The organism is Nitrospirillum amazonense, from assembly GCF_007828035.1.
In the GTDB taxonomy this organism is placed as follows: domain Bacteria; phylum Pseudomonadota; class Alphaproteobacteria; order Azospirillales; family Azospirillaceae; genus Nitrospirillum; species Nitrospirillum amazonense.
On sequence record NZ_VITV01000003.1, the window covers coordinates 182,234 to 206,553 of the forward strand.

Below are 24,320 nucleotides of genomic sequence, written 5' to 3' on the forward strand. Positions count from 1 at the left end.
AGTAGGATGCAACCTGTCGGTGCGGAAACAGGCCTGCAGGCTGGTCTCGAATGTGTCGATCGTTTCCAGCGTGGTCCGGCGCGGCGCTTGCCGTCCTTGCCCTGGTTCCCGGCCAGGCTTCGGCCCAGCAAACGCCAGATGCCGGCAGCATCCTGCGCGATACCGAACGCACCACCCCGCGCCTGACCGCACCGCCCGCGCCCCTGCGCCCGCTGGTACCGGAGGCGCCACCCTCGGCGCGCCCGGCCCAAGGCCCCACCGTCCACGTCACCGCCTTCCACGTCACGGCCACGCTTTTTCCGGAGGCGGAATTGCAGGCGGTGCTGGCGCCTTTCCGTGACCGCGACCTGACCCTGGGGGAATTGCAGTCGGCCGCAGCCGCCGTCAGCGCTTATTACCGCCAGCACGGCTATCTCGCCCGCGCCTACCTGCCCCGGCAGGAAATCCGCGACGGCGTCGTCACCATCGCCGTGCAGGAAAGCCGCTTGGGCCGCGTGGTGGTCGATCCCAGCAGCGACACGCGCCTGGATGCCGACACCGCCGCCGGTTACCTGCTGGACCGGCAGGCGGCGGGCGAGGCCCTGCGCCTGGACGCGCTGGAGGGGGGTGTCGCGGCACTGGACGCCCTGCCGGGCATCACGGCCACGGCAACGGCGGAGGCGGGCCAGGCGGCCGACCAGACCGACATCCGCCTGAAGCTGACCGAGGGGCCGCGGTTCAGCGGCGTCGCCCTGGTGGACAACCAGGCGCAGCGGGCCAGCGGTGGCTGGCGCGGCATCGCCGTGCTGTCGGCCAACGACCTGGCCGGCATTGGAGAGCAGACCGTCCTGACCGGCGTGCGCAGCCTGGGCAGCACCTACGGTCGCCTGGCCGCCACCCTGCCCGTGGGCTACTCCGGCCTGCGCCTGGGCGTCAATGGCAGCGCCTTCGATTATCGCGTCGCCCATGATTTCAACGCCGGCACGCCTGATGGGTGGGGCGCCACCGGCGGGGCGGTGGCCACCCTGCCGCTGTGGCGGACGGAGGATGCGGCCCTGGACGGCCGCCTGGTCTATGAGCATCGCCGTTTGGTCAACCGCACGGCGGAGATCGTGACGGGCATCAACGTCATCGACGCCGCCACCGTGGGCGTGAGCGCGGTGGCGCGCGACGGTTGGGATGGTGTCGACCAGGTGGATGGGACCATGACCGCCGGCAACGTCGACCTGGGGGGCGTGCCGGACAACCAGGCGGTCGATGGCGCGACCGCCCGCACCCAGGGTGGCTACGCCAAGCTGGCCCTTACGCTCAGCCACACCCACCCCCTGGCGCAGGGGGTGGATCTGGTGGCCAGGCTGGCCGGTCAATGGGCCAGCGGCAACCTCGACAGCTCCGAACGCCTGGCCCTGGGCGGCCCCGACGCCATCCGCGCCTATCCCGTGAACGAAGGACAGGGGGCCGAGGGGGCCTTGGGCACCCTGGAACTACGCTGGCGCCCCGTGGATGACCTTCGGCTGGCAGCCTTCTGGGACGGGGGCTGGATCCGCCAGTTCGTCAGCCCTTGGGCCGGCTGGAACCGGCGCACGGATGTGCCCAACGATTATGGCTTGCAGGGCGTCGGTATCGCCGTCTCCTGGCGGCCGGTGGACGCCCTGCTGTTCGACGCCAGCCTGGCCCATGTCGTGGGCGACAACCCGGGGCGCATCCTTGGCGCCGATAGCGACGGCCTGCGCCGCCATACCCGCGCCTGGGTGCGGGTGACGGGCAGCTTTTGAACGACCGGCAGCCGTGCACCCCTGAGGGTTGCGGCGCCGGGGGCGGCGCGGTAGGCAAGGGGGCCGCCCGGACGATCGTCGGGGCAACGATAAAGCCGCCAGAGCGTCTCTCACCATGGCCCAGTACGAGACCCCCGTGCCGCCGGAACTGTCGGCGGCGGTGACGCCCCTGCCGCCCCTGGACGAGGCGGCGGTGGAGAAGGCCTGTCCCGGGCTGCCGCCCCGGACCCCCGATGAGCGCCTGCTGCGCCGCATCTTGGTCCATGCCCGCGACCTGGTGTTGCTGGCCACGCCTCTAATGCTGACCCGCATCGGCCAGCTGTTCATGCAGACGGTCGACACCGCCATGGTCGGCCGCCATAGCGCGGAGGAACTGGCCTATTTCAGCCTGGGCGGCACCCCGGTGGGCACGGCCTTCGCCACCGTGGTCGGCCTGATGATGGGCACCATCATCCTCGTGGCCCAGGCGGTGGGGGCGGGGCGTCCGCGTGACGCCGGCGCGGTCTGGCGCCGCTCGCTGCCCTACGCTCTGCTGATCGGCAGTGTCGTCGCCATCCTCTGCCAGTTCGGCGAGGCCTTCTTCCTGCTGACGGGGCAGGAGCCCGGGATCGCCCACGGGGCGGCCCCGGTCATCGCCGTCCTGGGCCTGGGCATGCCGGCGGCGGTCATGCAGATCAGCACCTCCTTCTTCCTGGAGGGCATCAAGCGGCCGTTCCCGGCCATGGTCTCCATGATCGTGGCCAACCTGCTGAACTTCGCCCTGGATTACACCCTGGTGTTCGGGCATTTCGGCGCGCCGGCCCTGGGCGCCGTCGGGTCGGCCATCGCCACCACCACCATCCGCTGGCTCACGGCGCTGGGCCTGATCCTGTACGTCTGGACCATGCGCGACCATGCCCATTACGGCGTGCGCGGATCCTTCCTGGAATGGCGGGAGGGACGGCGCCACCGCCACCTGGGCTATGCCGCGGGCCTCAGCCAGGGTGCTGAATCCACCGCCTTCGGCACCATGGGCATCTTCGCCGGCTGGCTGGGCGCCTTGGGCCTGGGGGCCTACGCCGTGGGACTGAACCTGCTGGCCCTTATCTTCATGGCGGCCTTGGGCCTGGCCTCGGCCACCGCGGTGCAGGTGGGGCAGGCGCATGGTGCCGGCAACCGGCGGGAGGCCACGCTGGCCGGGTGGACGGGCCTGACCCTGACCGCCCTGATCATGGTCGTCGTCGGCGTGGTGCTGTCGTCGGTGCCGGAGGGCATCGCCACCCTCTACGCCAGCGATCCGGACCTCATCCGCGTGCTGGTGCCCGCCATCGCCTTCATGGCCTGGATCGTGGTGGCGGACGGCGGACAGACGGTCATGGCCAGTGCGCTGCGCGGCCAAGGTGACAGCTGGATCCCCACCGCCCTGCATTTCTTCAGCTATTACGGCGTCATGATCCCCACGGCGGCTTATGCCGCTTTCCACCTGGGGCACGGCATCATGGGCATCTTCCAGGGCATCCTGGTGGCCAGCATCGTGGCGGTCACGGTGCTGATGGTCCGCTTCCACCTGCTGTCGCGGTGCTGAACCGCTTCTGTTATCCTCGCGGCTTAAGAAACCAAGGCTGCGGATCATGACGGAACTGTCGGTGCAGGCGCTGCTGGACACGGACACGGCGCGCATCCGCGACGTGGTCTGCGCCGGCACCTGCCGGCATCGCAGCGCCGAGGAGTGCGCCGATGCCACCACTCTGGTCTTTCCCTATCGCGGCATCTATGTCCGCCACCTGGGTCGAGATGAGGCGGTGGCCGAGGCCAATCAGGTGCTGTTCTTCAACAAGGGCGATGAATACAGCGTCAGCCACCCGGTGACGGGCGGCGACGCCTGCCTGTCCATCACCGTGGACGAGGCGCTGCTGCGGGAACTGGCGCCGCGCGAGCATGTCCGTGACCAGGGCGACTTGGCCTTCCGCCATCAGCGGCTGCGCATCGACCCGCGCGCCCAAGTGCTGGCCGCCCTGCTGCGCCACAGCCTGGCCCAGGGTGCGGCCGAGACGCTGGAGGCGGAGGCGCTGACCCTGACGCTGATCCGCCGGGCGCTGGGGGAGCGGACGTCGCACGTGCCCCAGGCCAGCATCGGCCATCGGAAACTGGTGGACCGGGCCAAACTGGCGCTCAGCGGCGACCTCACCCGCCGCTGGACCCTAGCGGAGATCGCGGGCGAGGTCGGCGTCTCCCCCGTCTACCTCACCCAGGTGTTCCAGCAGGTGGAGGCGGTGCCCCTCTATCGCTATCAGCTACGCCTGCGGTTGGGCCGGGCGCTGGATCTGCTGGGCGAATACGACGACATCACTACGCTCAGCATGGACTTGGGCTTCTCCAGCCACAGCCATTTCAGCGCCGCCTTCCGCCAGACCTATGGCCGTACCCCGGCGGAGTTCCAACGCTCCGTCCGCGCCCGGTAAGTCGCTAAAGATTCCGACAGCGACGGTGCAGGCCCAAGTGGTCTTCTTCCCCTCGGCCGGAACGACCGGTCCCGGAGTGAGACGGAGGAGAACCACCATGAGCGAGAAGACCTGCGCCGCCTGCGACTACCCGCTGGATGAGAACGCCATCAGCGTGACCATCGGCGGCCGCACTGTGGAAGCCTGCTGCCAGGAATGCGCCGACAAGCTGCGTGAGGCCCAGGCCGCCACCGGCGGCGGCGACTGAGCCGGCGGAAAGCCAGAAAGGGCGGGGTCTGGCGGCTCCGCCCTTTTTGTTTGGAAAGCTCAGCGCCGGGGAAAGCCGAAGCTGAGGCTGGAGAAGACAGTTTCGAAATCCGTCTCCGCCATGGGCGGCTGCGGCTTGGTCCAGATGACGTTCAGCAGCCAATTGCCGGCATCGGGCAGGGGGAAGCGGGCGCGGCCGTCGCCGTCGGTGCGGCGGGTTTCCAGCGGCTCCGCGTCATGGGCCAGGTCCGTCAGCTTGACCAGGGCGCCCGCCAGGGGCCGGCCCTCATAATAGATCCGCACCGGCAGGTCGGCCGGCCGGGGCAGAGCATAGGGGTCGACCTCCGGCACGATCTCCAGCGTCAGGTCCAGGGGACGAGTCACCGGCGCGCCGCTGCTGCCATCACCTACCCGCACCAGCACCTTGGCCCGGCGGCTGTAATTCTCCGCCCCATCGGCGTCCATGCGATGGCCGGCGCGGCGCAGTTCGAGGGCGGGCGTGAGCCCTTCCACGGTCAGGTAGTCGTTGAAGCGCAGGGCCGGCAGGTGACTCTGCGCCCTATCGTCCGTCTCCAGCACCAGGATATGGGTGCCGGGGGCGGTGAGACGGACGGCGCCGTCCTCATCAGCCTCGCCGGGGTGCAGGGCGGCGCGCAGGTCGGACGCCGTCCCATCCGGCGCCACGTCCAGGAAGCGGACAATGCGGCGCACGGGCAAGGGGGAGCGTTGGCGGTAGGGACCGTGCCCCACCTGCAAGGTCAGGGGCAGGAGGGCGCCGGGGGCGGGATGAAAGCTCTGTGGCTGCACCCAGAAGTCATGGGCCGACGCGGACAGGGCCACCAGCATCGCCAGCAAGGCTAGCGTTCTCATCATTGCGCACCTCATTCCAGATGATCCGGCAGATAGCCGGGCGTCACTGGCAGGCAGGCCAGGGTGACCGCCAGGACGGCCATGGCGACCAGCCAGCTGGACATGACCCGAACGGCGGGGAAGGACAGGTGGCGCATTGCCCAGGCGGCGGCCGGCAGCAGGGCCAGGGCGGGCAATGCCGCCAGCAGATCCAGCGGCGCGTCCGTCACGGCGGCGAGCGCGCCGGACCACAGGCCGGTGTTGACCGCCAGGCCCCAGGCGAGATGCCGGTCGGTGCGGCAGACCAGGCCGCCGGCCGCCGTTACAGCCACGCTGATCCAGCAGCCGACGAACACCCCGTCATGCCAAGGGGGTGGATAGGTGGCCGCAACACCCGCCGCCAGGATAACCAGGCCCAGGCAAAGCCACCAGGCGCGCCGGGGGGCGGAGGCCAGGGACAAGGCCAGCGCCGCGTAAAGCAGCAACAGGGGCGGCAGGGCGCTTCTCATGGCAGCACCGCGCGGGCGAGGAAGCCTATGCCCAACAGGGCTATGGCCCCGCCCAGCCCCCGAGTCAGGCGCATCCCGCCGCGCCGGCTATTCAAATGGCCGATGGCGACGCCCGCCAGATGCAGCAGGCCGGTGGCCAGGACGAAGCCGGCGCTGTACCCGGCGGGATCGGCGGCCGATGGCAGCTCCCGCCCATGGGCGTAGCCGTGGAACAGGGCGAAGACGGCCACCAGCGCCAGGGCCAGCCAGACCGGCGCCTTGATCCCGCCGGCGACGCAGCCGCCCAGCACCAGGACGGAGCAGGCGATGCCCAGCTCCACCGGCGGCAGCGGCATCCCCACCATGCCGGCGACGGCGCCCACCACCATCATGGCGGGGAACAGGATGGGCAGGGCCAGCAGCAGGGGATTGCCCAGGACGGCGCCCCACAGGCCCACCGCCACCATGGCCAGCAGATGGTCCAGGCCGCTGAAGGGATGCAGGAATCCCGGTCCGACTCCACCCGGCAGGCCGGTGCCGCTGTGCGCCGCCGCCGGGTGGCTGATAGCCAGCGCGGCGGCGACAAGGATCCAGCGCTTCATGACGGCGGCACCTCCGGCGCCACCAGGAAGGGGAAGATCGTGTTGGACGGCGGGTGTTCATCCCGCGTCAGGCCGTCGGCCACACCGGCGGCGGTGCCGTTCACCAGGAAGGAGCGGTAGATGTTCGAGGCGTCGTAGGTCAGCGTCCGGCCGCCGCAGTCGGACCGCAGCGCCCGTTCGTCCGACAGGGCCGCCAGCTCCACGGCGAACATCTGTGTGCAGATGCCGGTGGCACTGTTCACCCACAGCCTGTCATCAGCAAGCATGGCCGCCAGGCGGTGATAGCGCCGCGCCGGCGATGACTTGGCACCGGCCAGCCATTGGTTGCCGCACTGGCCGTCGAAGCTGTCGTAATAGGCAAGGCCCCTGGTGATCTCCGCCTCGAACCGGGCGCCGTCGGCGGGGGTGGCGGCGTTGTACGCCTCCTTCCACCGGTCGCCTTCCTCATCGGAACGCAACTGGCCCAGCAGGGCATTGCCGGTCAGCGGCCGGCCGGCACGGTCCACCTGGCCTTTGGCGCCCCTGGTCGCCGCCCAGACGGTCAGCAGCGGGCCGCCCTGGTTCAGCGCGTCCACATCCACCGACGCCACGATGGCCATGGGCGTCCAGCCGGCCAGCAGGTTCTTGGCCGAACCGCCGTCGGTGTGGCGCCACCTGTCCAGGATCTCGGCCGAGGTGGCGGCGTCGAAGGCGGGACAGCCGGCCTTATCCTTGGCCACGCCCCGGGCCAGGGCCGCCTCCGCCACCTGATAGGCCTGGCGGGTGCCACGCACATTGTTGAAGAATGGGTCGTCGCGCAGGCCGGCGTACAGGCGGAAGCGATGATGTTCGCCCCACAGCCCCTCCGTCGAGCTGGCATCGCCCTGGACGCGGTCAATGCCGCCCAGGCGGCAATCCGCCTGCTGCGGGCCGGGGAAGCGGCAGGTCAGGTCCATGCTTCTTACCGAGGCGTTCCAGGGTTTGCCGAAGCGGCGGGCGCTGTCGATGTGGAAGGTGTAGTCCAGCCGATCGGACAGGCTGTGCCCGACAATGGTCATCACCAGGTTCAGCTGGCGCCCGTCCTGGCTCATCCAGGCGTAGAGGTCACCGATATCGGCGCGCGGGTCGGCGATGACAGCGGGCGTGTCCAGGTGGTCGGACGCGAGGACAGGCCCGCTGAGGGGCGGCAGCCCAAGGGGCAATAGGGCCGCCAGCAGCGGGATAAGGCGCGGGAACGGGCGCATGATGGGCTTTCCAGCTTGTCTCCAGGTGGGTGGAAGCAAGCCGGAAAGCTGACGGGCGCGCTGTCGGATTCTTTAGCGACTTTCAGCGGGGCAGCAGCAATTCCACCTGCGTGCCCTGGGGGTCGCGGACATAGAGCGAAAGGGTGGGCCCATGGCGGTTGTCGCCCACACGCTCCTCGATGATGTCCAGGCCATGGGCGGCCAGATGCCCACGCACCGCCGCCTCGTCGCAGGGGGCCAGGGCGATGCACAGGTGGTCCAGGTTGCGGCCCGGCCCCGCCGGCGGCTGGGCCCAAGCCCCTTCCGGCACCGTCACGTCCACCAGGAACAGGTCGGCGTCGCCCACCCGCAGCCGCACCAGCGCATCCTCCGGCCATTCCGCCGTCATCGGGCATCCCAGGATGTCGCGGTAGAAGGCCAGGCTGGCGGCGATGTCGGTGACGGGCAGGGCCAGATGGTCGAAGCCGCGCGGGGTGAAGGGCGGAGTCATGGGGCGGGGCCGTGAGCGGGGGGAAACGCCCGCGCACTGTAGCGCCGGGGTGGGGGCTGCGGAACCCCGCAGCCGAGTCGCGCGCGTACGCGGGTACCATAGAGATACGCGGCGTGCCGGTTTCATTGTTCGCATGCGCGAATGATGCTAGAAAAGCGGCCGATCCCCATCGCCTGCGGGCGGCTGTGCAGCCACCCGTGAGGCTTGGTTTTCCTTGCTTTTGGATTCTGGTTTGGTCACGACTCCGACGCCCCCCGCGGCCCCTCCCGCCAGCGACATCACCCCCATCGCCATCGAAGAGGAGATGCGCAGCAGCTATCTCGATTACGCCATGAGCGTGATCGTGAGCCGCGCGCTTCCCGACGTGCGGGACGGCCTGAAGCCGGTGCACCGCCGCATCCTCTACGCGATGAAGGAAAGCGGCTACGACAGCACCAAGCCGTACCGCAAATCGGCCAAGGCGGTCGGCGACGTCATGGGTAACTACCACCCCCATGGCGACAGCTCGATCTACGAGGCCATGGTCCGCATGGCCCAGGATTTCTCCATGCGCCTGCCGCTGATCGACGGCCAGGGCAACTTCGGCTCCATGGACGGCGACCGCGCCGCGGCCATGCGATACACCGAAGCCCGCCTGGCCAAGTCGGCCGAGGCGATGCTGGACGATATCGATAAGGACACGATCGACTGGCAGAAGAACTACGACGAGTCGAAGGATGAACCGACCGTCCTGCCGTCGCGCTTCCCCAACCTGCTGGTCAACGGCGCCGGCGGCATCGCCGTGGGCATGGCCACCAACATCCCGCCCCATAACCTGGGCGAGGTGATCGACGCCTGTTGCGCCTATGTCGACAACCCGGACATCACCATCCCGGAGCTGATGGAGATCGTCCCCGGCCCGGACTTCCCCACCGGCGCCCTGATCCTGGGCCGTTCGGGCATCCGCTCCGCGTTCGAGACGGGCCGCGGCTCCGTCGTCATGCGCGCGAAGAGCGAGATCGAGGAGATCCGCAAGGACCGCTGGGCCATCGTCTTCACTGAGATCCCCTACCAGGTGAACAAGGCCAAGCTGATCGAGCGCATCGCTGAGGTGGTGCAGGAGAAGCTGGTCGAGGGCATCTCCGACGTCCGTGACGAGTCCGACCGCGACGGCGTGCGCGTGGTGGTGGAGCTGAAGCGCGACGCCGTGGCCGACGTGGTGATGAACCAGCTGTTCCGCCACACGCCGCTGCAGACCTCCTTCGGCGTCAACACCCTGGCCCTGAACGGCGGCCGGCCGGAGCTGATGAACCTGAAGGACATCATCGCGGCTTTCGTGAAGTTCCGCGAGCAGGTCATCACCCGCCGTACCGAGTTCGAGCTGGGCAAGGCGCGCGAGCGCGCCCACACCTTGGTGGGCCTGGGCGTGGCCGTGGCCAACCTGGACGAGATGATCGCCCTGATCCGCCGCGCGCCCGATCCGCAGTCGGCGCGCGAGGAAATGGTGGCCCGCGAATGGCCGGCCAACGACGTGGCGCCGCTGATCACCCTGATCGACGAGCCGGGCCGCGGCCTGTCGGAGGCCGGGACCTACCGCCTGTCGGAGGCCCAGGCCAAGGCCATCCTGGAACTGCGCCTGCACCGCCTGACCGGGCTGGAGCGCGACAAGATCGGCGCCGACCTGACGGCGGTGGTGGAGCAGATCCGCCACTTCCTGGAAATCCTGTCTTCCCGTCCGCTGCTGCTGGACATCCTGCGCAATGAACTGGTGGAGGTGAAGGCGCGCTTCGACACGCCCCGTCGCACCAAGATCGAGGACCTGGAGTTCGAAGCGGACATAGAGGACCTGATCCAGCGCGAGGACATGGTCGTCATCGTCACGCAGGGCGGCTACATCAAGCGCGTGCCGGTCTCGACCTACCGGGCGCAGGCACGCGGCGGCAAGGGCCGCAGCGGCATGCAGCTGAAGGCGGAGGATACGGTCAGCGACCTGTTCGTCGCCAACACCCACACGCCCATGCTGCTCTTCACCAACCGCGGCATGGTCTACAAGCTGAAGGTCTGGCGCCTGCCGCTGGGCCAGCCGCAGACCCGGGGCAAGGCCCTGGTGAACCTGCTGCCGCTGGAGGATGGCGAGGTCATCACCACCGTGATGCCCATGCCTGAGGATGAGGCCAGCTGGGGCGACCTGAACGTGCTGTTCGTCACCAGTCACGGTAACGTCCGCCGCAACAAGCTGTCCGACTTCACCAACATCCGCGCCAATGGCCTGATCGCCATGAAGCTGGAGGAAGAGGGTGAGCTGCTGGTCGCCGCGCGCACCTGCGGCGAGGCGGACGACGTGCTGTTGGCCACGCGCCTGGGCCGCTGCATCCGCTTCCCGGTGGTGGACGTCCGCGTCTTCGCCGGCCGCACCTCCACCGGCGTGCGCGGCATCCGCCTGGCCGAGGGGGACGAGGTCATTGGCCTGTCCATCCTGCACCACACCGAGTACACGGCGGAGGATCGCGCCGCCTACCTGAAGCAGGCCAGCGCTGAGCGCCGCCAGCAGGGTGAGGAGGTCGAGGAGGCCGCCGACGTCGACCCCGAGGTCATCGGGGATGTCGGAACCCTGCCGCCTGAGCTCTATGCCGAGATGAAGGCGCGCGAGGAGTTCCTGCTGACGGTATCGGTCCAGGGTTTCGGCAAACGCACCTCGGCCTATGAGTACCGCCTGACGGGACGTGGCGGCCAGGGCATCTGGAACATGGACATGGGGGCCCGCAACAGGGCCATCGCCGCCGTGTTCCCCATCGCCGAGACCGACCAGGTGATGATGGTCAGCAACGGCGGCCAGGTCATCCGCATGCCGGTGCACGACGTGCGCATCACCGCGCGCAAGAGCAAGGGCGTCACCCTGTTCCGCCTGTCGGCGGACGAGGGCGTGGTGTCGGTCGCGCGGCTGGCGGACGACGGCACGGAGGACGGCGGGGCGGATGATGCCATGCCGGCTGAAGCCATCGCGGGCCCGGCCGCGGATGGTTCGGCCCCGGATGGTTCAAACGAGGGAACCGGCGACTGAGGGCCGGAGGTTCGAATCCCACCGGGATTCGAACCTCGCCTTGGCAAAGCCGGCGGAGGGAGCTGACACGATGGGTGGATGGGATCAGCGGGGGCGAGGATGAGCGAGCGTCGCATCGGGGTTTATCCCGGCACCTTCGACCCCATCACCAATGGGCATTTCGACATCATCCAGCGGGCGGCCAAGCTGGTCGATCACCTGATCATCGGGGTGGCCAGCAATGCCGGCAAGGGGCCGTTGTTCTCCACGGTGGAGCGCGTGGCCCTGGTGCAGGACGAATTGGGGCCGCTGGCCGCCAAGGGCATCTCGGTCGAGGTGCGGCCCTTCGACACCCTGCTGATGAATTTCGCCGTGGGCTGTCAGGCCCAGGTGATCATCCGCGGCCTACGTGCCGTCTCGGACTTCGAATACGAATTCCAGATGGCCGGCATGAACGCGCGCCTTAACCCGCAGGTTGAGACCGTGTTCCTGATGGCGTCGGACCGGCATCAATTCATCTCCTCCCGCTTCGTGAAGGAGATTGGGCGGCTGGGCGGCGACATTGCCCACTTCGTCAGCCCGCGCGTCGCCCATCGCCTGGCTGAGCGTTTCGCTCAGGACGCCCGGCAAGGGGTGGGCGGGGGCGTCGAGCCTGCCACCGGCGGCGCCGGCGAATAAGCGCCAAGATTTTTTGCGGACAGGGGCCCTATGCACGGTTGATGTGCCGGGCCCCGCCGCTTTCCATTGACCGCGCCCATACCCGTCATTATGGTGCGCGCCACACCGGGACGGGCCCCCAGGCTCCGTCTTCGTTCGCGGAAAACCAACGCGTTTTCCCTGCGGTCGATCCCGTAGCTCAGCCGGTAGAGCACGTGACTTTTAATCATGGGGTCGTGGGTTCGAATCCCACCGGGATCACCAATCTTCAACGACTTAGCCGAGTTTTGGACGGGCGGGCTCGTGCGTGCGTAGCCCTTTCTATTGGCGTCACGCGTTGGCAACCGCACGGTGTATCGGTCAAACCGATAAAGCCATATTGAATAAAGCACCTTGTCCGGTGGCAATATTTCCGCTGATTTGCTCCTCATCAAAATAAAAAGCGGCCATCTATGTGGCTGTTAAATGAGGAGGATATGCTCTGTGAAGAACTGGGCGGTGTGCGCATCATTTTTGTGCGCGGTTTTGTTTGCAAATGTGAATTTGGCGCAGGCTACCGAGAGTGGTGGCAACAGTTATCCGCCGGGTGCCAGCATCTATCTGGCCGGCGCGATGCCGCCGCCGGGTGAGTACATCCTATTCCAGCCTAACTATTACACCGCCGACCGGATGAACGATGGCGCGGGCAACAAGCTGCCCCTGGAGTTCAGTGTCGAATCCGTCTCGCAGACCTTTCGCGGCTTCGTGGTCACGCCCTATCGGCTATTCGGCGCGCAGGTGGCGTCCGAGGTGATCCTGCCCATCGTTGACCTGCATGCCGAGGTGGCAGGGCAGAAGACCAGCAAGCTAGGCTTCGGGGACATCGGCATCACGCCGCTGATGCTGGGCTGGCGCCTGGGTCCCAACCTGTCCCTGGTGTGGGGCACCGACATCTTCATGCCGGTGGGCCAATACAACGCCGCCGCCCTGGCCAACATCGGCCGCAACGTCTGGTCCTTCCAGCCGACGCTGGGCCTGGCCTACATCGATCCGCAGGGCTGGCAGGCGCAGGTTTCACCGCGCCTGGCGTTCAACACCACCAACGACGCCACGCGCTATCACTCCGGGTCGGACTTCGATCTGGATTTCGCCGTGGCGCGCAATGTCGATGGCTGGCGCTTCGGCGTCTCCGGCTATTTCTACGTCCAGTATGAGGATGACACCCAGGATGGCCTGAAGATCGGTACCGACGGCTATCGCGGCAAGGCCTTCGCGGTGGGGCCCGCCATCAGTCATGATATCGGGCCACTGCAGGCGACCTTCACCTGGCAACACGAGTTCGCGGCCGAACATCGCGCCCAGGGCGAGAACCTGTGGATGCAGTTGGGCCTGCGGCTCTGATCTCAGAACAGGGTTGCGGCGACCTGTGGGGCCAGGAGATCGGCGTCGTCATTGCGCACGTTGCCGACGCGCGGCCCCACAGCCCAGAAGCGGGTCTCATTGGCGGGGTAAGGGCGCAGCAAATCCAGCAGAGCGGAAGCATCGGCGTCCGCCTCTCCCAGCCAGGCGGGCCAGTGGCCGGGCGACAGGATGACCGGCATGCGGTGGTGGATGTGGCCGATGGCATCGTTGGCGGCCGTGGTCAGGATGGTGTAGGTCCGCACCCACTCCCCGCTGGCTGGATCCTTCCAACCCTCCCACAACCCGGCGAAGGCGGCGGTATCCGTGTTGGCTGGGGCGATGGCATAGGCCTGCTTGGCACCGTTCTCCACCCGCCATTCATAGAAGGCGGTCACCGGCACCAGGCAGCGGCGCCGGGCGAAGGCCTGCCGGAACGTGGGTTTTTCCGTCACGCTTTCCGAGCGGGCGTTGATCATCTTGGCGCCCCCCGCCATATCCGCTGCCCACGACGGCACCAGGCCCCAGCGCAGCATGTCCAGACGCCGTTCCCGCGTCTGCGCGTTCCAGCGCACCACCGGCGCCGATTGCGTCGGCGCGATGTTGAAGCGGCCCGGGAAATTGGGCAGGGCGCCCAGGGTCTGGAACAGCGCCTCCATAGCCTGCGGCGGGGTGACGGCGGCATAACGACCGCACATGGCGGGGACGACTCCGGAATGTGGGCGGGCGCTTGGCACCGGGGCGGCGGCATGATACCGCTGCCAAGGCTAAATGCGCCACAGCTAGTATCCGGAGCTATAGTATGACCCAATCGCTAGCCTCCGCTGCTGCGGGCGTGCCCAAGGTCGGCATCGGGGTCCTGATCCAGCGTGAGGGCCGCATCCTGCTGGGCCGTCGGCGCAACAGCCATGGCGACGGCAGCTATTCCTGGTGCGGCGGCCACCTGGAATATGGCGAGACCTTCGAGGAATGCGCCATTCGCGAGGTGAAGGAGGAATGCGGCTTGGTGGTGCGGCGCCTCCGCTTCCTCTGCCTGCACAACATCCTGGCCTACGACAAGCACTACGTGGACATCCAGTTCATCGCCGAGGAGGTGGAACCGGGCGAGCCCCAGGTGCTGGAACCGCACAAGATTGCGGATTGGGGCTGGTACGGCTTTGACGCTCTACCCCGGCCGCTGTTCCGCCCGGTGGAACTGGCCTTGGACGCCTGGGCCGCCCAGCGCAGCTACACGCCCCTGGCGGCGCCCTTGGCGCGCTAGGTCGTTCGGCGCGACCAATCTGTGACCCACGACCTATTGCCAAAGAACGTCTTTGGCGACGCTGCGCGCGCCATATAAAGTTTTTGTTACATTTTGTTGGCAGTTGCGAGTCGAGGTGGCGCGGGGTCGCCTGACCGACATCGCCGGTATTTCCGGGGCAATAGGGGGAATAGCGCGCGTCCGGCCGTCATCGCGGCCGGCGACGCCCGAGATTTGCCTGATCGCCGCAGGAGGCGATTGGGGCCAGGGAGGAAGAACGTACAAATGAACGGCTTCGACAGTGCCATCCAGGAATTCCTGACCACCCACGCCTTCACCTCGGACGTGGTGAACCACGCAATCCGCACCATCGCCGACTTCTCGATGTTCAAGGGCCTTTTCCCGGTGGCCATCCTTTGGTGGATCTGGTTCCGGGGGGGGCGGCGCGGGCTGTGGGAAAAGGAAATGGTGATCGCCACCTTCGTCAGCGGCTTGCTGGCCCTGGGCGTTGGGCGCCTGCTGGCTCACTTCCTGCCTTTCCGGGAGCGCCCGATCTACGACCCCGCCGTGCCCTTCCACTTTCCCTTGAGCGGCACCAGCGAAGCCATCCTGCGAACCTGGAGTTCATTTCCCAGCGATCACGCCATGCTGTGGATGGCGGTTTCCACCGGCATCTTCCTGGTTTGGCGCCGGATCGGTGTGCTGGCCATGGCCTACACCGCCATCTTCGTCTGCACGGTGCGGGTTTATCTGGGGCTGCACTACCCCACGGACGTGCTGGGTGGCGCCATCATCGGCGTGCTGATCACCCTGGTCATGACCCGCGACGCCGTCCGGCCGCTGTACACCACCCCTATCCTGCGGGTCATGATGCGCTTTCCCGCCCCCTGTTATACCCTGGCATTCCTGTTTTGTTTCGAGTTGGTCACCCAGTTCGACGAGATCCGCATGATCGGCCAGTCCGTGCACAAGGTGCTGGAGGCCCATCACGGCGACGCCGATCCGTCCCCGTATGCGCTGGGGCCCGTGGAAACCGCGGCCCGGCCCAACTGAGGCGTCGGCGCTGCTGCGCGGTCCCGTCCCCGCGCCACTTTGGAGATAGCCCGCCCGTCACAATTCCATGGCCGTTTCGCAGCCTGTATAAATAACTTTCGTTGTAGATCAGTGCCCACAATTGTCTAGGAGACCGTGGACCATGTCCGATCTTCATGACGGTCGCGGGGGTGGTCCCACAGCAACGATAGGGAGCACCTCCCCCAAGAACCGATCGGCACATCCGTGCATGGCGGCTGATATCGCCTTGACACGGGCAGCGGAAATGCTTCTGGGCATCCGCGGCACCCGGGCGTATGCCGACGCCACTCCTGAGGAACGGCTGGAACTTGAGTCCTATGTTCTGGAGCTGGTCGACGGACGGCCCGTGAACCACCCCGCGCGGGCGCATCTCGGTTGACCTTGGCGCTCAATCCCAATCACCCCGCTCATTCCGCAACAGCAACGGCCCAGGCGCTGAACCAAAAGATGCGCGCCGTGCAAGAACCTCGCGGGAAAGGCATTCCGCCCGGGCATTTGTATCGCGACGCCTTTGGCGGCACACTTCAGCCACGGTATGGCTTACGCTACCCTATTTTCGGGAAACCGTCGGCCCGCCTGACTTTGCAGGGGAGGGGTTAATGGCCTGGGGCGGTATCAGACGCGTGCTGTCCAATCTGGTTCGGCCCAGCAACCGCCGGACCTACGACCGCCTGTCCGTTGACAGCCAGGTGCAGTTGAGTTGCGGTGACGTCCTTGTATCTTGCCGTATCGCCGATGTTTCCGCCGGCGGTGCCTTTCTTGTCCCAGACCCTGACCTGCCCATCGGAACGGAGGGGGTGTTGCGCCTGCCGGGCGCGCCTGTGGCCGCCGCCGTCCGCATCGTGCGCCGCACCGAAAACGGCGTGGGCATCGAGTTCCTGCGCGACGGCGTGGGCGCCATCGTCGCCGGCTGGGTTCGCGCCGTCAGCGGCACGGGTTCGGCGGCCCGGGATGATGCCGCGCACACCCCCACTTGAGGGGCCTTGGCCCCGATTTGGCCCCGAACTATGACAGTGATCGCCGGTGGCGCGGCTGCGGCGCCTACAGCCCGCAGAACAGCTCGAATTCCTTGACGGGCAGGGGGCGGGCGAACAGATAGCCCTGGCCTTCCTCCACACCCATCCCGCGCAGCAGGCTGCGCTCCCCTTCCGTCTCCACGCCCTCCGCGACCACCTTCAGGCCCATGGCCTTGGCCATGGCCACGATGGCCTGGACGATATGGCGGGTGCCGCTGTCCTGTTCCATGTCCTGCACGAACTTGCGGTCGACCTTCAAACAATCCAGCGGCAACTCGCGCAGGTAGGACAGCGAGGAATAACCGGTGCCGAAATCATCCAGCGCCAGGGCCACGCCGCAATCGGCGATCCACGCCATCTGGCGCAGGGCCCCCTCCAGATCCTCCGGCAGCACTGATTCGGTGATTTCCAGCTGCAGCAGGTGGGGCGGGATGCCGGTTTCCCGCAGCAACACGTCGATCAGCGCAGGCAGGTGGCCCCAGCGGAACTGACGTTCCGAGACGTTGACGGCGATCTGCAGCGGCTGGCGGCCGGCCTCTATCCAGGTCTGGATCTGCCGGCAGGCGGCGCGCAGGGCCCATTCGCCGATGGGGACCATCAGGCCCGTCTCCTCGGCGATGGGAATGAATTCCATGGGATAGATCAGGCCGCGGGTGGGATGGCGCCAGCGGATCAGCGCCTCCCCCCCAATGGGGGTGCCGTCGGCGATGGCCACCTTGGGCTGGTAATGCAGGACGAAGGCCTCATCCAGGATGGCCTGGCGCAGCTCCGTCTCCGTGATCAGCTGGTGGCGCAGCCGCTCCCGCATCTGTTCGGTATAGTGCAGGTAATGGGCGGAGCCGGACTTCGCCACCTCACCCTGGGCGATGGCCGCGTTCCGCAGCAGCGCCTGGCCGCTGGTGCCGTCGTCGGGCGACACCGCCACGCCGATCTTGGCCACCATGTACAGGAGCCGCCCCTCCACCAGGATGGGCTCCCCAATGCGGGCGGCCAGGGCGGAGGCGGTGAACAGCGCCTTGCTGGCATGGCTGAGGTTGGGCAGGAACAGGGCGAACTGTGCCCGGGCGATTCGGCAGACGGCGTCAGCGCTGCCGCACAGGCCCAGGACCCGCTCGGCCATGACCGCCATGGACGCGTCCAGCGCCTGCTGGCCCAGCAGCTTGTACAGCTCCGCCATGCGGGAGATCTCGATGACCAGCACTGCGCAGGGGCCGCTGTGGCTGGCCAAATGATCATCGATACGGCGGGTGAAGACGGAAATATCCTGCATGGCACCGGCACCGGGAGGTGCAGCGTCGGTTCTGGCGACGACGGTCAGGCAGGCATCGGTCACGATCAGGGCTAGGCCGGCTTGTTCTCGATTGGGTTTGACCTTAGACCATTTTCTGTCCCGACCGCATGAGGAAACTGCGCCATCCATGCAATATTCGAAAAATACGATGGAATCTGACGGTATCCGGGCAGCTCTGGCCTGAAGCGCCGGTTACAGGGGTAGGGCGGTTACAGGAGTAGGCCTGCCAGGCCTAGGCTTTCCCGCTCAATGATTATGGGAGGCAAATGCCTTGAGTTTTGCCCTGTCCAAGATCTTCTGGGCGCTGACGGCGCCCGGCAACCTATTGCTTTTGTTTTTGTTGGTTGGCCTTTTTGCAACCGGCGGCTTCAGGGCGCGCCGGTCCCTGCTCTGCGCCCGGTCCGCGGCCGTGGGGCTGGCCATCATCGCCGTGCTGCCCGTCGGGGCGTGGAGCATGCGCACGCTGGAGCAGCGCTTTCCGGCGCCTGCGGGCTTGCCCGCCCATGTCGACGGCATCATCGTCCTGGGCGGGTCCGTCGACCAGGTGGCGACGGCCGAGACGGGCCAGCCCGAGGTGAACGCCGCGGCGGAGCGGCTGATGGTGATCCCCGACCTGGCCCGCCGCTATCCCGACGCCCGCATCATCTTCTCCGGCGGTTCTGGGGAACTGCGCGATCCCGATGAGAAGGAGGCGCCGGTGGCCCGCGCCGCCCTGGAAGAGATCGGTATGGACATCACCCGCGTGACCTTCGAGGGGGAGTCGCGCAACACCTGGGAAAACGCGCTGTTCAGCCGTGACCTGATGCATCCGCAGCCCGGTCAGACCTGGCTACTGGTGACATCGGCCTTCCATATGCCGCGCTCGGTGGGCATCTTCCGCCATGTCGGCTGGCCGGTGGTGGCCTACCCGGTGGACATCCGGGCGCCCAAGACCCTGCTGTACCGGCCGGACTTCGATCTGCTGCGCGGGCTGGAACTGCTGTCGCAGTCGGTGCACGAATACATCGGACTGCTGGCCTACCGACTGCTGGGCCGTACCGACAGCCTGTTCCCGGCGCCGGACGGCGCCACCAAAACGCCCTGATTTCATTTCTAGTTTTCGACCACCTTTCCCGCTTGCCCGAGGATTTCGCCTGTGACCCGCTTTCCCGCCAGCCGCCCCCTCCTGTCCCGCAGCGCCGGCATCGGCCTGCTGTCGGCGCTGTTGCTGACAGGGTGCGCCGGCGGGCCGCCGGCGGCGGCGAACGCCCAGCAGCCACCGGCACCCCCGCCCGCGCCGGCGCAACCCCCGGCCCCCCCGGCGCCCGCCCCCACCGTCATCACGCCGGAACAGCAGGCGGACTTCGCGCGCTGGCTGGACGGCGTGCGGCAGGAAGCGCAGGCCCAGGGCATCTCCAAGGCCACCCTGGACCTCGCGCTGGCCAATGTGCAGGAACTGCCGCGCGTCATCGACCTGGACCGCAAGCAGCCGGAAGGCACGGTCACCTTCGCCACCTACGCCGACCGCGTCCTGACCAAGGACCGCATCCAGCGCGGGCGGGACATGATGCGCCAGAACGCGGCCCTGCTGGCCCAGGTCAGCGCCAAGTATCATGTGCAGCCGCAGTATATCGTCGCGCTGTGGGGGCTGGAGACCAATTATGGCCGTGTCACCGGCGGTTTCCGCATCATCGACGCCCTGGCGACCCTGGCCCATGATGGCCGCCGCCCGGCTTATTTCCGCAAGGAGCTGATCCAGGCCCTGCGCATCGTGGAGGAGGACAAGGTCGACCCCGCCACGATGAAGGGGTCGTGGGCCGGCGCCATGGGCCAGGTGCAGTTCATGCCCAGCGCCTTCTTCAAGTTCGCGCAGGACTTCGACGGCTGCGGCCGGCGCGACATCTGGACCAGGACACCGGACGTGCTGGCCTCGGCCGCCAACTACCTGTCCACCGTGGGCTGGGACGCCGGCACCACCTGGGGCCGTGAGGTGAAGCTGCCCGCGAAAGGCCTGGACGCGGCTGCGGCCGCCGGCCTGGACAAGAAGCGCACGCTGACGGAATGGGCCAAGGCCGGGGTGCGATCCCTGGACGGCAAGCCACTGCCGGCCCGCGCGCTGTCGGCCTCGCTGGTCATTCCTGACGGGCCGGACGGTCGCGCCTTCCTGGTCTATGACAACTATCGCACCATCATGAACTGGAACCGGTCCACTTATTTCGCGACCACCGTTGGTTTGCTGGCCGATCAACTTGGCGCGGCGCCGTGAGATGTTGTAGGGTGCAGCCACAATCCATAGCGGTGTGCAAGTGATGAGCCGGGCAAATCTGGTGAGGCGGACGGCGATGGCCGCCGCCGCCAACGAATCGACGTGGCAGTTCCCCTGGAAAGCGTCCGCCCTGGCTGGGGCGTCGCTGGCGGGGCTGCTGATGACCGGCTGCGCCCACAAGCAGGAGGCGCCCGGCCCCGCCGCCACCATCAAGACCCAGGCGCCGTCGACCGCCGGCGCGGGCCAGCCCACTTACAAGGTGGGCAACCCCTATCAGATCGGCGGCATCTGGTACTATCCGCGCGCCGATTATGATTACGACCAGACCGGCATCGCCAGTTGGTACGGCCCGGGGTTCCACCAGGAACGCACCGCCAACGGCGAAACCTTCGACCAGAACGAGCTGACGGCGGCCCACCAGACCCTGCCCATGCCCAGCCTGGTGCGGGTGACCAACCTGGACAACGGCCGTTCCATCGTTGTGCGCATCAACGACCGCGGCCCCTTCGCCGCCGGCCGCATCATCGACCTGTCCCGTCGTGCCGCCCAGCTGCTGGGCATGGAGCAGCAGGGAACGGCCAAGGTGCGGGTGCAGATCCTGGCGGATGAAAGCCGCGCCATCGCGGCGGCGGCCATGCAGGCCGGCGGCGGCCAGGTGGCCCTGAACGCGCCGCCCAGCAGCACGGCACCCGTGCCCACCACCATGGCGGATGGCAGCCCGGTGCCCAAGGCCGCCCCGCGCCCTAGCGTGACGGTGCAGGGCCAGGCCTTGCCGCCGGCGCAAGGGCCTAATCCGGCCCCGGCGCGGCCCGTCCCGGCTCCCACCACCGTTCCCGGCACGACGGAGCCGGACGGCCGCTTCCTGCCGGCGCCGGTGGTGCAACAGGTCGCTGTCGGCCCGGGGCCGAAGCGCATCTATGTACAGGCCGGGTCCTTCACCCTGTTCGACAACGCCAACAAGCTGCGCGCCCGGCTGGCCAGCATCGGCCCGTCCTTCCTGGCGCCCAGCATGGTCAATGGCACGCAGTTCTTCCGCGTCCGCGTCGGCCCGCTGGACACGCCCGAACAGGCCGACCAGGTGCTGGACCAGGTGGTGGCCGCCGGCAACAACGGCGCCCGGGTGATCGTCGAGTAAGGCGCGGGTTAAGCTTGAAATGTCGCCGCCGGCCGCCGCACCCTGTTCACCAGGGTCGCCGCCGGTTGGGACATTTTGGCCATAGGCCGTCTGGAGACTGGCATGGACGGCCATTCATGGGGCATCAGTGCCCCCGCATGCTTTAAGGCTATTAGAGCTATCGGACACGCAGTCGGGATAGAAGAGACATGGAACTGAAGGTTTTGGCGTCGCGCGGCGCGGTTAAGGCCGCCCTGGTTATAGGGCTGCTGGGCGGTCTGTTGAGCAGCGTGGGGCACGCGGCCACCATCGATACCGAGGCGCGCCAGGCCATCCTGATGGATGCCGACACCGGCACCGTCCTGTTCGCCAAGAACGCCGACCAGCACATGCCGACGTCGTCGATGAGCAAGGTCATGACCATGTACATGGTCTTCGACCGGCTGAAGAACGGCAAGCTGTCGCTGGAGGATAGTCTGCCGGTCAGCCGCCGCGCCTGGGAACTGGGCGGCGCCAAGACCGAAGGCTCCACCATGTACCTGCCGCTGGGCGCCAACGTGAAGGTGGAGGATCTGATCCGCGGCGTGCTGGTGCAGTCCGGCAATGACGCCACCATCGTTCTGGCGGAAGGCCTGGGCGGCACGGAGGAAGCCTTCTGCCGCAACATGACCAAGCGCGCCCACGACATGGGCATGAAGGACAGCAACTTCACCAACGCTGCCGGCCTGCCGGACGCCAACCACTATTCCACCGCGCACGACCTGGCCATCCTGGCCATCCGCACCATCCACGACTTCCCCGAGTACTATCACTATTTCTCGGAGCTGGAGTTCACCTACAACAAGATCAAGCAGGGCAACCGCAACCCGCTGCTGTACCGCAACATGGGCGTGGACGGCCTGAAGACCGGCCATACCGAAGCGGGCGGCTACGGCCTGATCGCCTCGGCCAAGCGCGGCGACCGCCGCCTGGTGCTGGTGATCAACGGCCTGACCAGCATGCAGAGCCGCGCGGATGAACCCGCCCGCATCCTGGAATGGGGCTTCCACGAGTTCGACGACTATGCCCTATTCAAGGCGGGCGAGACCGTGGACACACTGCCGGTGTCGCTGGGCACCGCCGACACCGTGCCGGTGGTCCTCCCCGACGCCCTGAAGATCACCCTGACCGCCGAACAGCGCCGTGCCATGAAGGTGGCCGTGGTGACGCAGCTGCCGCTGGCCGCCCCGGTTGCCAAGGGCGCCACCGTCGCCACCCTGAAGGTGACGGCGCCGGACCTGCAGACCCTGGAGATCCCGTTGCAGGCGGCCAACGATGTGCCGCGCCTGGGCCTGTTCGGCCGCATGGGCGCCGGCCTGCACCGCATGATCTTCGGCAGCTGAGGCGGCTGATGGCGACCGGCCGGTTCATCACCCTTGAGGGCGGGGAGGGGGCGGGCAAGTCCACCCAGATCCGCCTGCTGGCCCAGGCCCTGGCCAACCGGGGGCTGGAGGTGGTGACCACCCGCGAGCCAGGCGGCGGTTCCGACGGCGCCGCCGCCATCCGGGGTCTGCTGGTGGCCGGTGACACGCCTTGGCAGCGCCTGACCGAGGCACTGCTGCATAACGCCGCCCGGCATGAAAATGTCGAGGCGCTGGTGCGCCCGGCCCTGGCCCGGGGTGCCTGGGTGCTGTGCGACCGCTATGTCGACAGCACCGTGGCCTATCAGGGCTACGCCATGGGCGTGGACCGGCGCGTCCTGGCCGATCTGCACCGCCTGTCCACCGGCGGCCTTATGCCCGACCTGACCTTGGTGCTGGATCTGCCGGTCGAGGCCGGTCTGGCGCGTGCTGGATCACGGCCCGGCGCCGAAGACCGGTATGAGCGCATGGGCCGGGCTTTCCATGAACGCCTGCGCCAGGGCTTCCTGGACATCGCCGCCCACGACCCCGGCCGCTGCGCCGTGATCGACGCCACCGGCGACATCGCCGCCATCCAGGCCCGACTGCTGGCGGTGGTGGAGCAGCGCCTGGGCCCGCTCGGGAGGGCCGCCTGATGCCGGCGCCGGCGTTCGACCGGGAAAGCGTGCCGGCCCCCATCGCCACGCACGACCTGATGGGCCATGCGGCGGCGGAGCAGACGTTGCTGAAGGCCGCCACCGGCGGACGGCTGCACCACGCCTGGCTGATCGGCGGGCCGCCCGGCATCGGCAAGGCGACGCTGGCCTATCGTTTCGCCCGCTTCCTGCTGTCTGGCGGGGCGGAACCGCAGGATGATGGCTTGTTCGGCGCCCCGCCGCCGCCCACCAGCCTGTACGTCTCGCCCGAGAACCCCATTGCCCGGCGCGTGGCCGCCGGCGCGCACGGCGACCTGCTGACCATCCAGCGCACCTGGGATGACAAGCGCAAGCGCTTCAAGCGCGACCTGCCGGTGGAGGAGGTGCGGCGCATCGCCCCTTTCCTGCGGCTGACGGCGGCGGAGGGCGGCTGGCGCATCGTGGTCGTGGACGGCGCCGACCAGATGAACCCCAGCGGCCAAAACGCCATCCTGAAGATCCTGGAGGAACCGCCGCCCCGCGCGCTGATCCTTCTGGTGGCGGACAACCCCGGCGCACTGCTGCCCACCATCCGCTCGCGTACCCGCACCCTGATGCTGGAGCCCTTGCCCACCACCACGGTGCGCAGCCTGGTCAACCGCATGATGCCGGATCTGGAGATGGGCGACGCCGCGGCGCTGACCACCCTGTCGGACGGAAGCATCGGCCGGGGCCTGGACCTGGCCGCCGCCGGCGGACTGGACCTCTACCGCGTGCTGCTGGGCGTGCTGGATACCCTGCCGCGCCTGGATCTGGCCGCCGCCCATGCCCTGGCCGACCAGGTGGCCCGCGCCGGCCAGGACACGGTGTGGGAGACGACGACCGACCTGCTGCTGTGGTGGCTGGCCCGCTTCAACCGCGCGCTGGCCCGCGACCAGGCGGCGGCCGAGATCGTGGAGGGCGAAGCGGCCCTGATGGAACGTCTGTCCTTCGCGGCACGCCGGGATCGTGCGCTTGATCGCTGGATGGAGGTATGGGACAACGTCAACCGCCTGTTCGCCAAGGCGGAAGGCGCCAATCTCGATCGCAAGCAGGTGATGTTGAGCGCGCTGCGCACGATCGAGGCGGCGGCCTCCTGAACGCTGAAAAGCGGTCGCACAGACCTAAATAATAAACCGAC

At 68.0% G+C, this 24,320-nt stretch carries 24 protein-coding genes and 1 tRNA gene; 18 read left to right on the plus strand and 7 right to left on the minus strand.

The window, feature by feature from the left end:
- The first annotated feature begins 50 nt into the window (after positions 1-50).
- From FBZ87_RS08790 to FBZ87_RS29135, 4 genes are all read left to right on the plus strand, one after another.
- A complete protein-coding gene (locus tag FBZ87_RS08790) occupies positions 51-1,754 on the plus strand; it encodes a ShlB/FhaC/HecB family hemolysin secretion/activation protein (protein ID WP_145609975.1) in 1,704 nt (567 codons plus the stop codon).
- A gap of 115 nt (positions 1,755-1,869) precedes the next feature.
- Positions 1,870-3,318 carry an MATE family efflux transporter gene (locus tag FBZ87_RS08795; RefSeq protein WP_145609976.1) on the plus strand — a complete coding sequence of 483 codons (1,449 nt, stop codon included), beginning with the start codon at positions 1,870-1,872 and terminating at the stop codon, positions 3,316-3,318.
- A 46-nt stretch (positions 3,319-3,364) separates the two neighbouring features.
- A complete protein-coding gene (locus FBZ87_RS08800) occupies positions 3,365-4,195 on the plus strand; it encodes a helix-turn-helix transcriptional regulator (RefSeq protein WP_145609977.1) in 831 nt (276 codons plus the stop codon).
- A 97-nt stretch (positions 4,196-4,292) separates the two neighbouring features.
- Positions 4,293-4,442 (plus strand): hypothetical protein, encoded by a 150-nt coding sequence (locus FBZ87_RS29135; RefSeq protein WP_186454660.1) that lies wholly within the window; start codon positions 4,293-4,295, stop codon positions 4,440-4,442.
- 59 nt (positions 4,443-4,501) lie between these two features.
- Here the strand turns inward: FBZ87_RS29135 and FBZ87_RS08805 are convergent, their stop codons facing one another.
- From FBZ87_RS08805 to FBZ87_RS08825, 5 genes are all read right to left on the minus strand, one after another.
- Positions 4,502-5,314, minus strand: coding sequence for a DUF4198 domain-containing protein (locus tag FBZ87_RS08805; RefSeq protein WP_186454661.1), 813 nt, complete (start codon positions 5,312-5,314; stop codon positions 4,502-4,504).
- Between the two features lie 8 nt (positions 5,315-5,322).
- Positions 5,323-5,799: a hypothetical protein gene (locus tag FBZ87_RS08810; RefSeq protein ID WP_145609979.1), complete on the minus strand. Its 477-nt coding sequence runs from the start codon at positions 5,797-5,799 to the stop codon at positions 5,323-5,325.
- Entirely contained in the window at positions 5,796-6,380 is a 585-nt protein-coding gene (locus FBZ87_RS08815; RefSeq protein WP_145609980.1) for a HupE/UreJ family protein, read from the minus strand. Before FBZ87_RS08815 ends, FBZ87_RS08810 begins: the two co-directional genes overlap by 4 nt.
- Positions 6,377-7,603 carry a DUF4331 domain-containing protein gene (locus FBZ87_RS08820; RefSeq protein ID WP_145609981.1) on the minus strand — a complete coding sequence of 409 codons (1,227 nt, stop codon included), beginning with the start codon at positions 7,601-7,603 and terminating at the stop codon, positions 6,377-6,379. The genes FBZ87_RS08815 and FBZ87_RS08820 overlap by 4 nt, the downstream gene beginning before the upstream one ends.
- Before the next feature lie 82 nt (positions 7,604-7,685).
- Complete coding sequence (locus FBZ87_RS08825; RefSeq protein ID WP_186454662.1) at positions 7,686-8,093, minus strand: VOC family protein; 408 nt, start codon at positions 8,091-8,093, stop codon at positions 7,686-7,688.
- Positions 8,094-8,325: 232 nt separating this feature from the next.
- Here FBZ87_RS08825 and gyrA point away from each other — a divergent pair, with 232 nt between their 5' ends.
- The 4 genes from gyrA to FBZ87_RS08845 all read left to right on the plus strand — a co-directional run bounded on the left by gyrA (position 8,326) and on the right by FBZ87_RS08845 (position 13,149).
- Positions 8,326-11,133, plus strand: a complete 2,808-nt coding sequence (gene gyrA / locus FBZ87_RS08830) for a DNA gyrase subunit A (RefSeq protein ID WP_145609983.1) — start codon at positions 8,326-8,328, stop codon at positions 11,131-11,133.
- Between the two features lie 99 nt (positions 11,134-11,232).
- Positions 11,233-11,790: a pantetheine-phosphate adenylyltransferase gene (gene coaD / locus FBZ87_RS08835; protein ID WP_145609984.1), complete on the plus strand. Its 558-nt coding sequence runs from the start codon at positions 11,233-11,235 to the stop codon at positions 11,788-11,790.
- A gap of 167 nt (positions 11,791-11,957) precedes the next feature.
- Positions 11,958-12,033 (plus strand) — tRNA-Lys (locus tag FBZ87_RS08840).
- 279 nt (positions 12,034-12,312) lie between these two features.
- Positions 12,313-13,149, plus strand: a complete 837-nt coding sequence (locus tag FBZ87_RS08845; RefSeq protein WP_186454663.1) for a SphA family protein — start codon at positions 12,313-12,315, stop codon at positions 13,147-13,149.
- A 2-nt stretch (positions 13,150-13,151) separates the two neighbouring features.
- Here FBZ87_RS08845 and FBZ87_RS08850 read toward each other — a convergent pair whose 3' ends face one another.
- A complete protein-coding gene (locus FBZ87_RS08850) occupies positions 13,152-13,844 on the minus strand; it encodes an SOS response-associated peptidase (RefSeq protein WP_145609986.1) in 693 nt (230 codons plus the stop codon).
- A 104-nt stretch (positions 13,845-13,948) separates the two neighbouring features.
- Here FBZ87_RS08850 and FBZ87_RS08855 point away from each other — a divergent pair, with 104 nt between their 5' ends.
- The 4 genes from FBZ87_RS08855 to FBZ87_RS08865 all read left to right on the plus strand — a co-directional run bounded on the left by FBZ87_RS08855 (position 13,949) and on the right by FBZ87_RS08865 (position 16,437).
- Positions 13,949-14,407 carry a nucleotide triphosphate diphosphatase NUDT15 gene (locus FBZ87_RS08855; RefSeq protein ID WP_145609987.1) on the plus strand — a complete coding sequence of 153 codons (459 nt, stop codon included), beginning with the start codon at positions 13,949-13,951 and terminating at the stop codon, positions 14,405-14,407.
- 264 nt (positions 14,408-14,671) lie between these two features.
- Positions 14,672-15,439, plus strand: coding sequence for a phosphatase PAP2 family protein (locus tag FBZ87_RS08860; protein WP_145609988.1), 768 nt, complete (start codon positions 14,672-14,674; stop codon positions 15,437-15,439).
- A gap of 265 nt (positions 15,440-15,704) precedes the next feature.
- A complete protein-coding gene (locus FBZ87_RS30035; RefSeq protein ID WP_281288945.1) occupies positions 15,705-15,839 on the plus strand; it encodes a hypothetical protein in 135 nt (44 codons plus the stop codon).
- Positions 15,840-16,059: 220 nt separating this feature from the next.
- Positions 16,060-16,437, plus strand: a complete 378-nt coding sequence (locus tag FBZ87_RS08865) for a PilZ domain-containing protein (RefSeq protein ID WP_145609989.1) — start codon at positions 16,060-16,062, stop codon at positions 16,435-16,437.
- Between the two features lie 64 nt (positions 16,438-16,501).
- Here the strand turns inward: FBZ87_RS08865 and FBZ87_RS08870 are convergent, their stop codons facing one another.
- The gene (locus FBZ87_RS08870) at positions 16,502-17,746 is read right to left on the minus strand and encodes a putative bifunctional diguanylate cyclase/phosphodiesterase (RefSeq protein WP_186454664.1); all 1,245 of its coding nucleotides are present in this window, start codon (positions 17,744-17,746) and stop codon (positions 16,502-16,504) included.
- 292 nt (positions 17,747-18,038) lie between these two features.
- On the opposite strand from FBZ87_RS08870, the gene FBZ87_RS08875 reads away from it, so the two are divergent.
- The 6 genes from FBZ87_RS08875 to FBZ87_RS08900 all read left to right on the plus strand — a co-directional run bounded on the left by FBZ87_RS08875 (position 18,039) and on the right by FBZ87_RS08900 (position 24,279).
- Positions 18,039-18,851 (plus strand): YdcF family protein, encoded by an 813-nt coding sequence (locus tag FBZ87_RS08875; RefSeq protein ID WP_145609991.1) that lies wholly within the window; start codon positions 18,039-18,041, stop codon positions 18,849-18,851.
- Between the two features lie 51 nt (positions 18,852-18,902).
- The gene (locus FBZ87_RS08880) at positions 18,903-20,012 is read left to right on the plus strand and encodes a lytic murein transglycosylase (RefSeq protein ID WP_246134309.1); all 1,110 of its coding nucleotides are present in this window, start codon (positions 18,903-18,905) and stop codon (positions 20,010-20,012) included.
- A 43-nt stretch (positions 20,013-20,055) separates the two neighbouring features.
- Entirely contained in the window at positions 20,056-21,147 is a 1,092-nt protein-coding gene (locus tag FBZ87_RS08885; protein WP_145609992.1) for a septal ring lytic transglycosylase RlpA family protein, read from the plus strand.
- A 188-nt stretch (positions 21,148-21,335) separates the two neighbouring features.
- Complete coding sequence (locus FBZ87_RS08890; RefSeq protein ID WP_145609993.1) at positions 21,336-22,508, plus strand: D-alanyl-D-alanine carboxypeptidase family protein; 1,173 nt, start codon at positions 21,336-21,338, stop codon at positions 22,506-22,508.
- Between the two features lie 8 nt (positions 22,509-22,516).
- A complete protein-coding gene (gene tmk / locus FBZ87_RS08895) occupies positions 22,517-23,161 on the plus strand; it encodes a dTMP kinase (RefSeq protein ID WP_145609994.1) in 645 nt (214 codons plus the stop codon).
- Positions 23,161-24,279, plus strand: coding sequence for a DNA polymerase III subunit delta' (locus FBZ87_RS08900; RefSeq protein WP_145609995.1), 1,119 nt, complete (start codon positions 23,161-23,163; stop codon positions 24,277-24,279). The genes tmk and FBZ87_RS08900 overlap by 1 nt, the downstream gene beginning before the upstream one ends.
- The last annotated feature ends 41 nt before the right edge of the window (positions 24,280-24,320 follow it).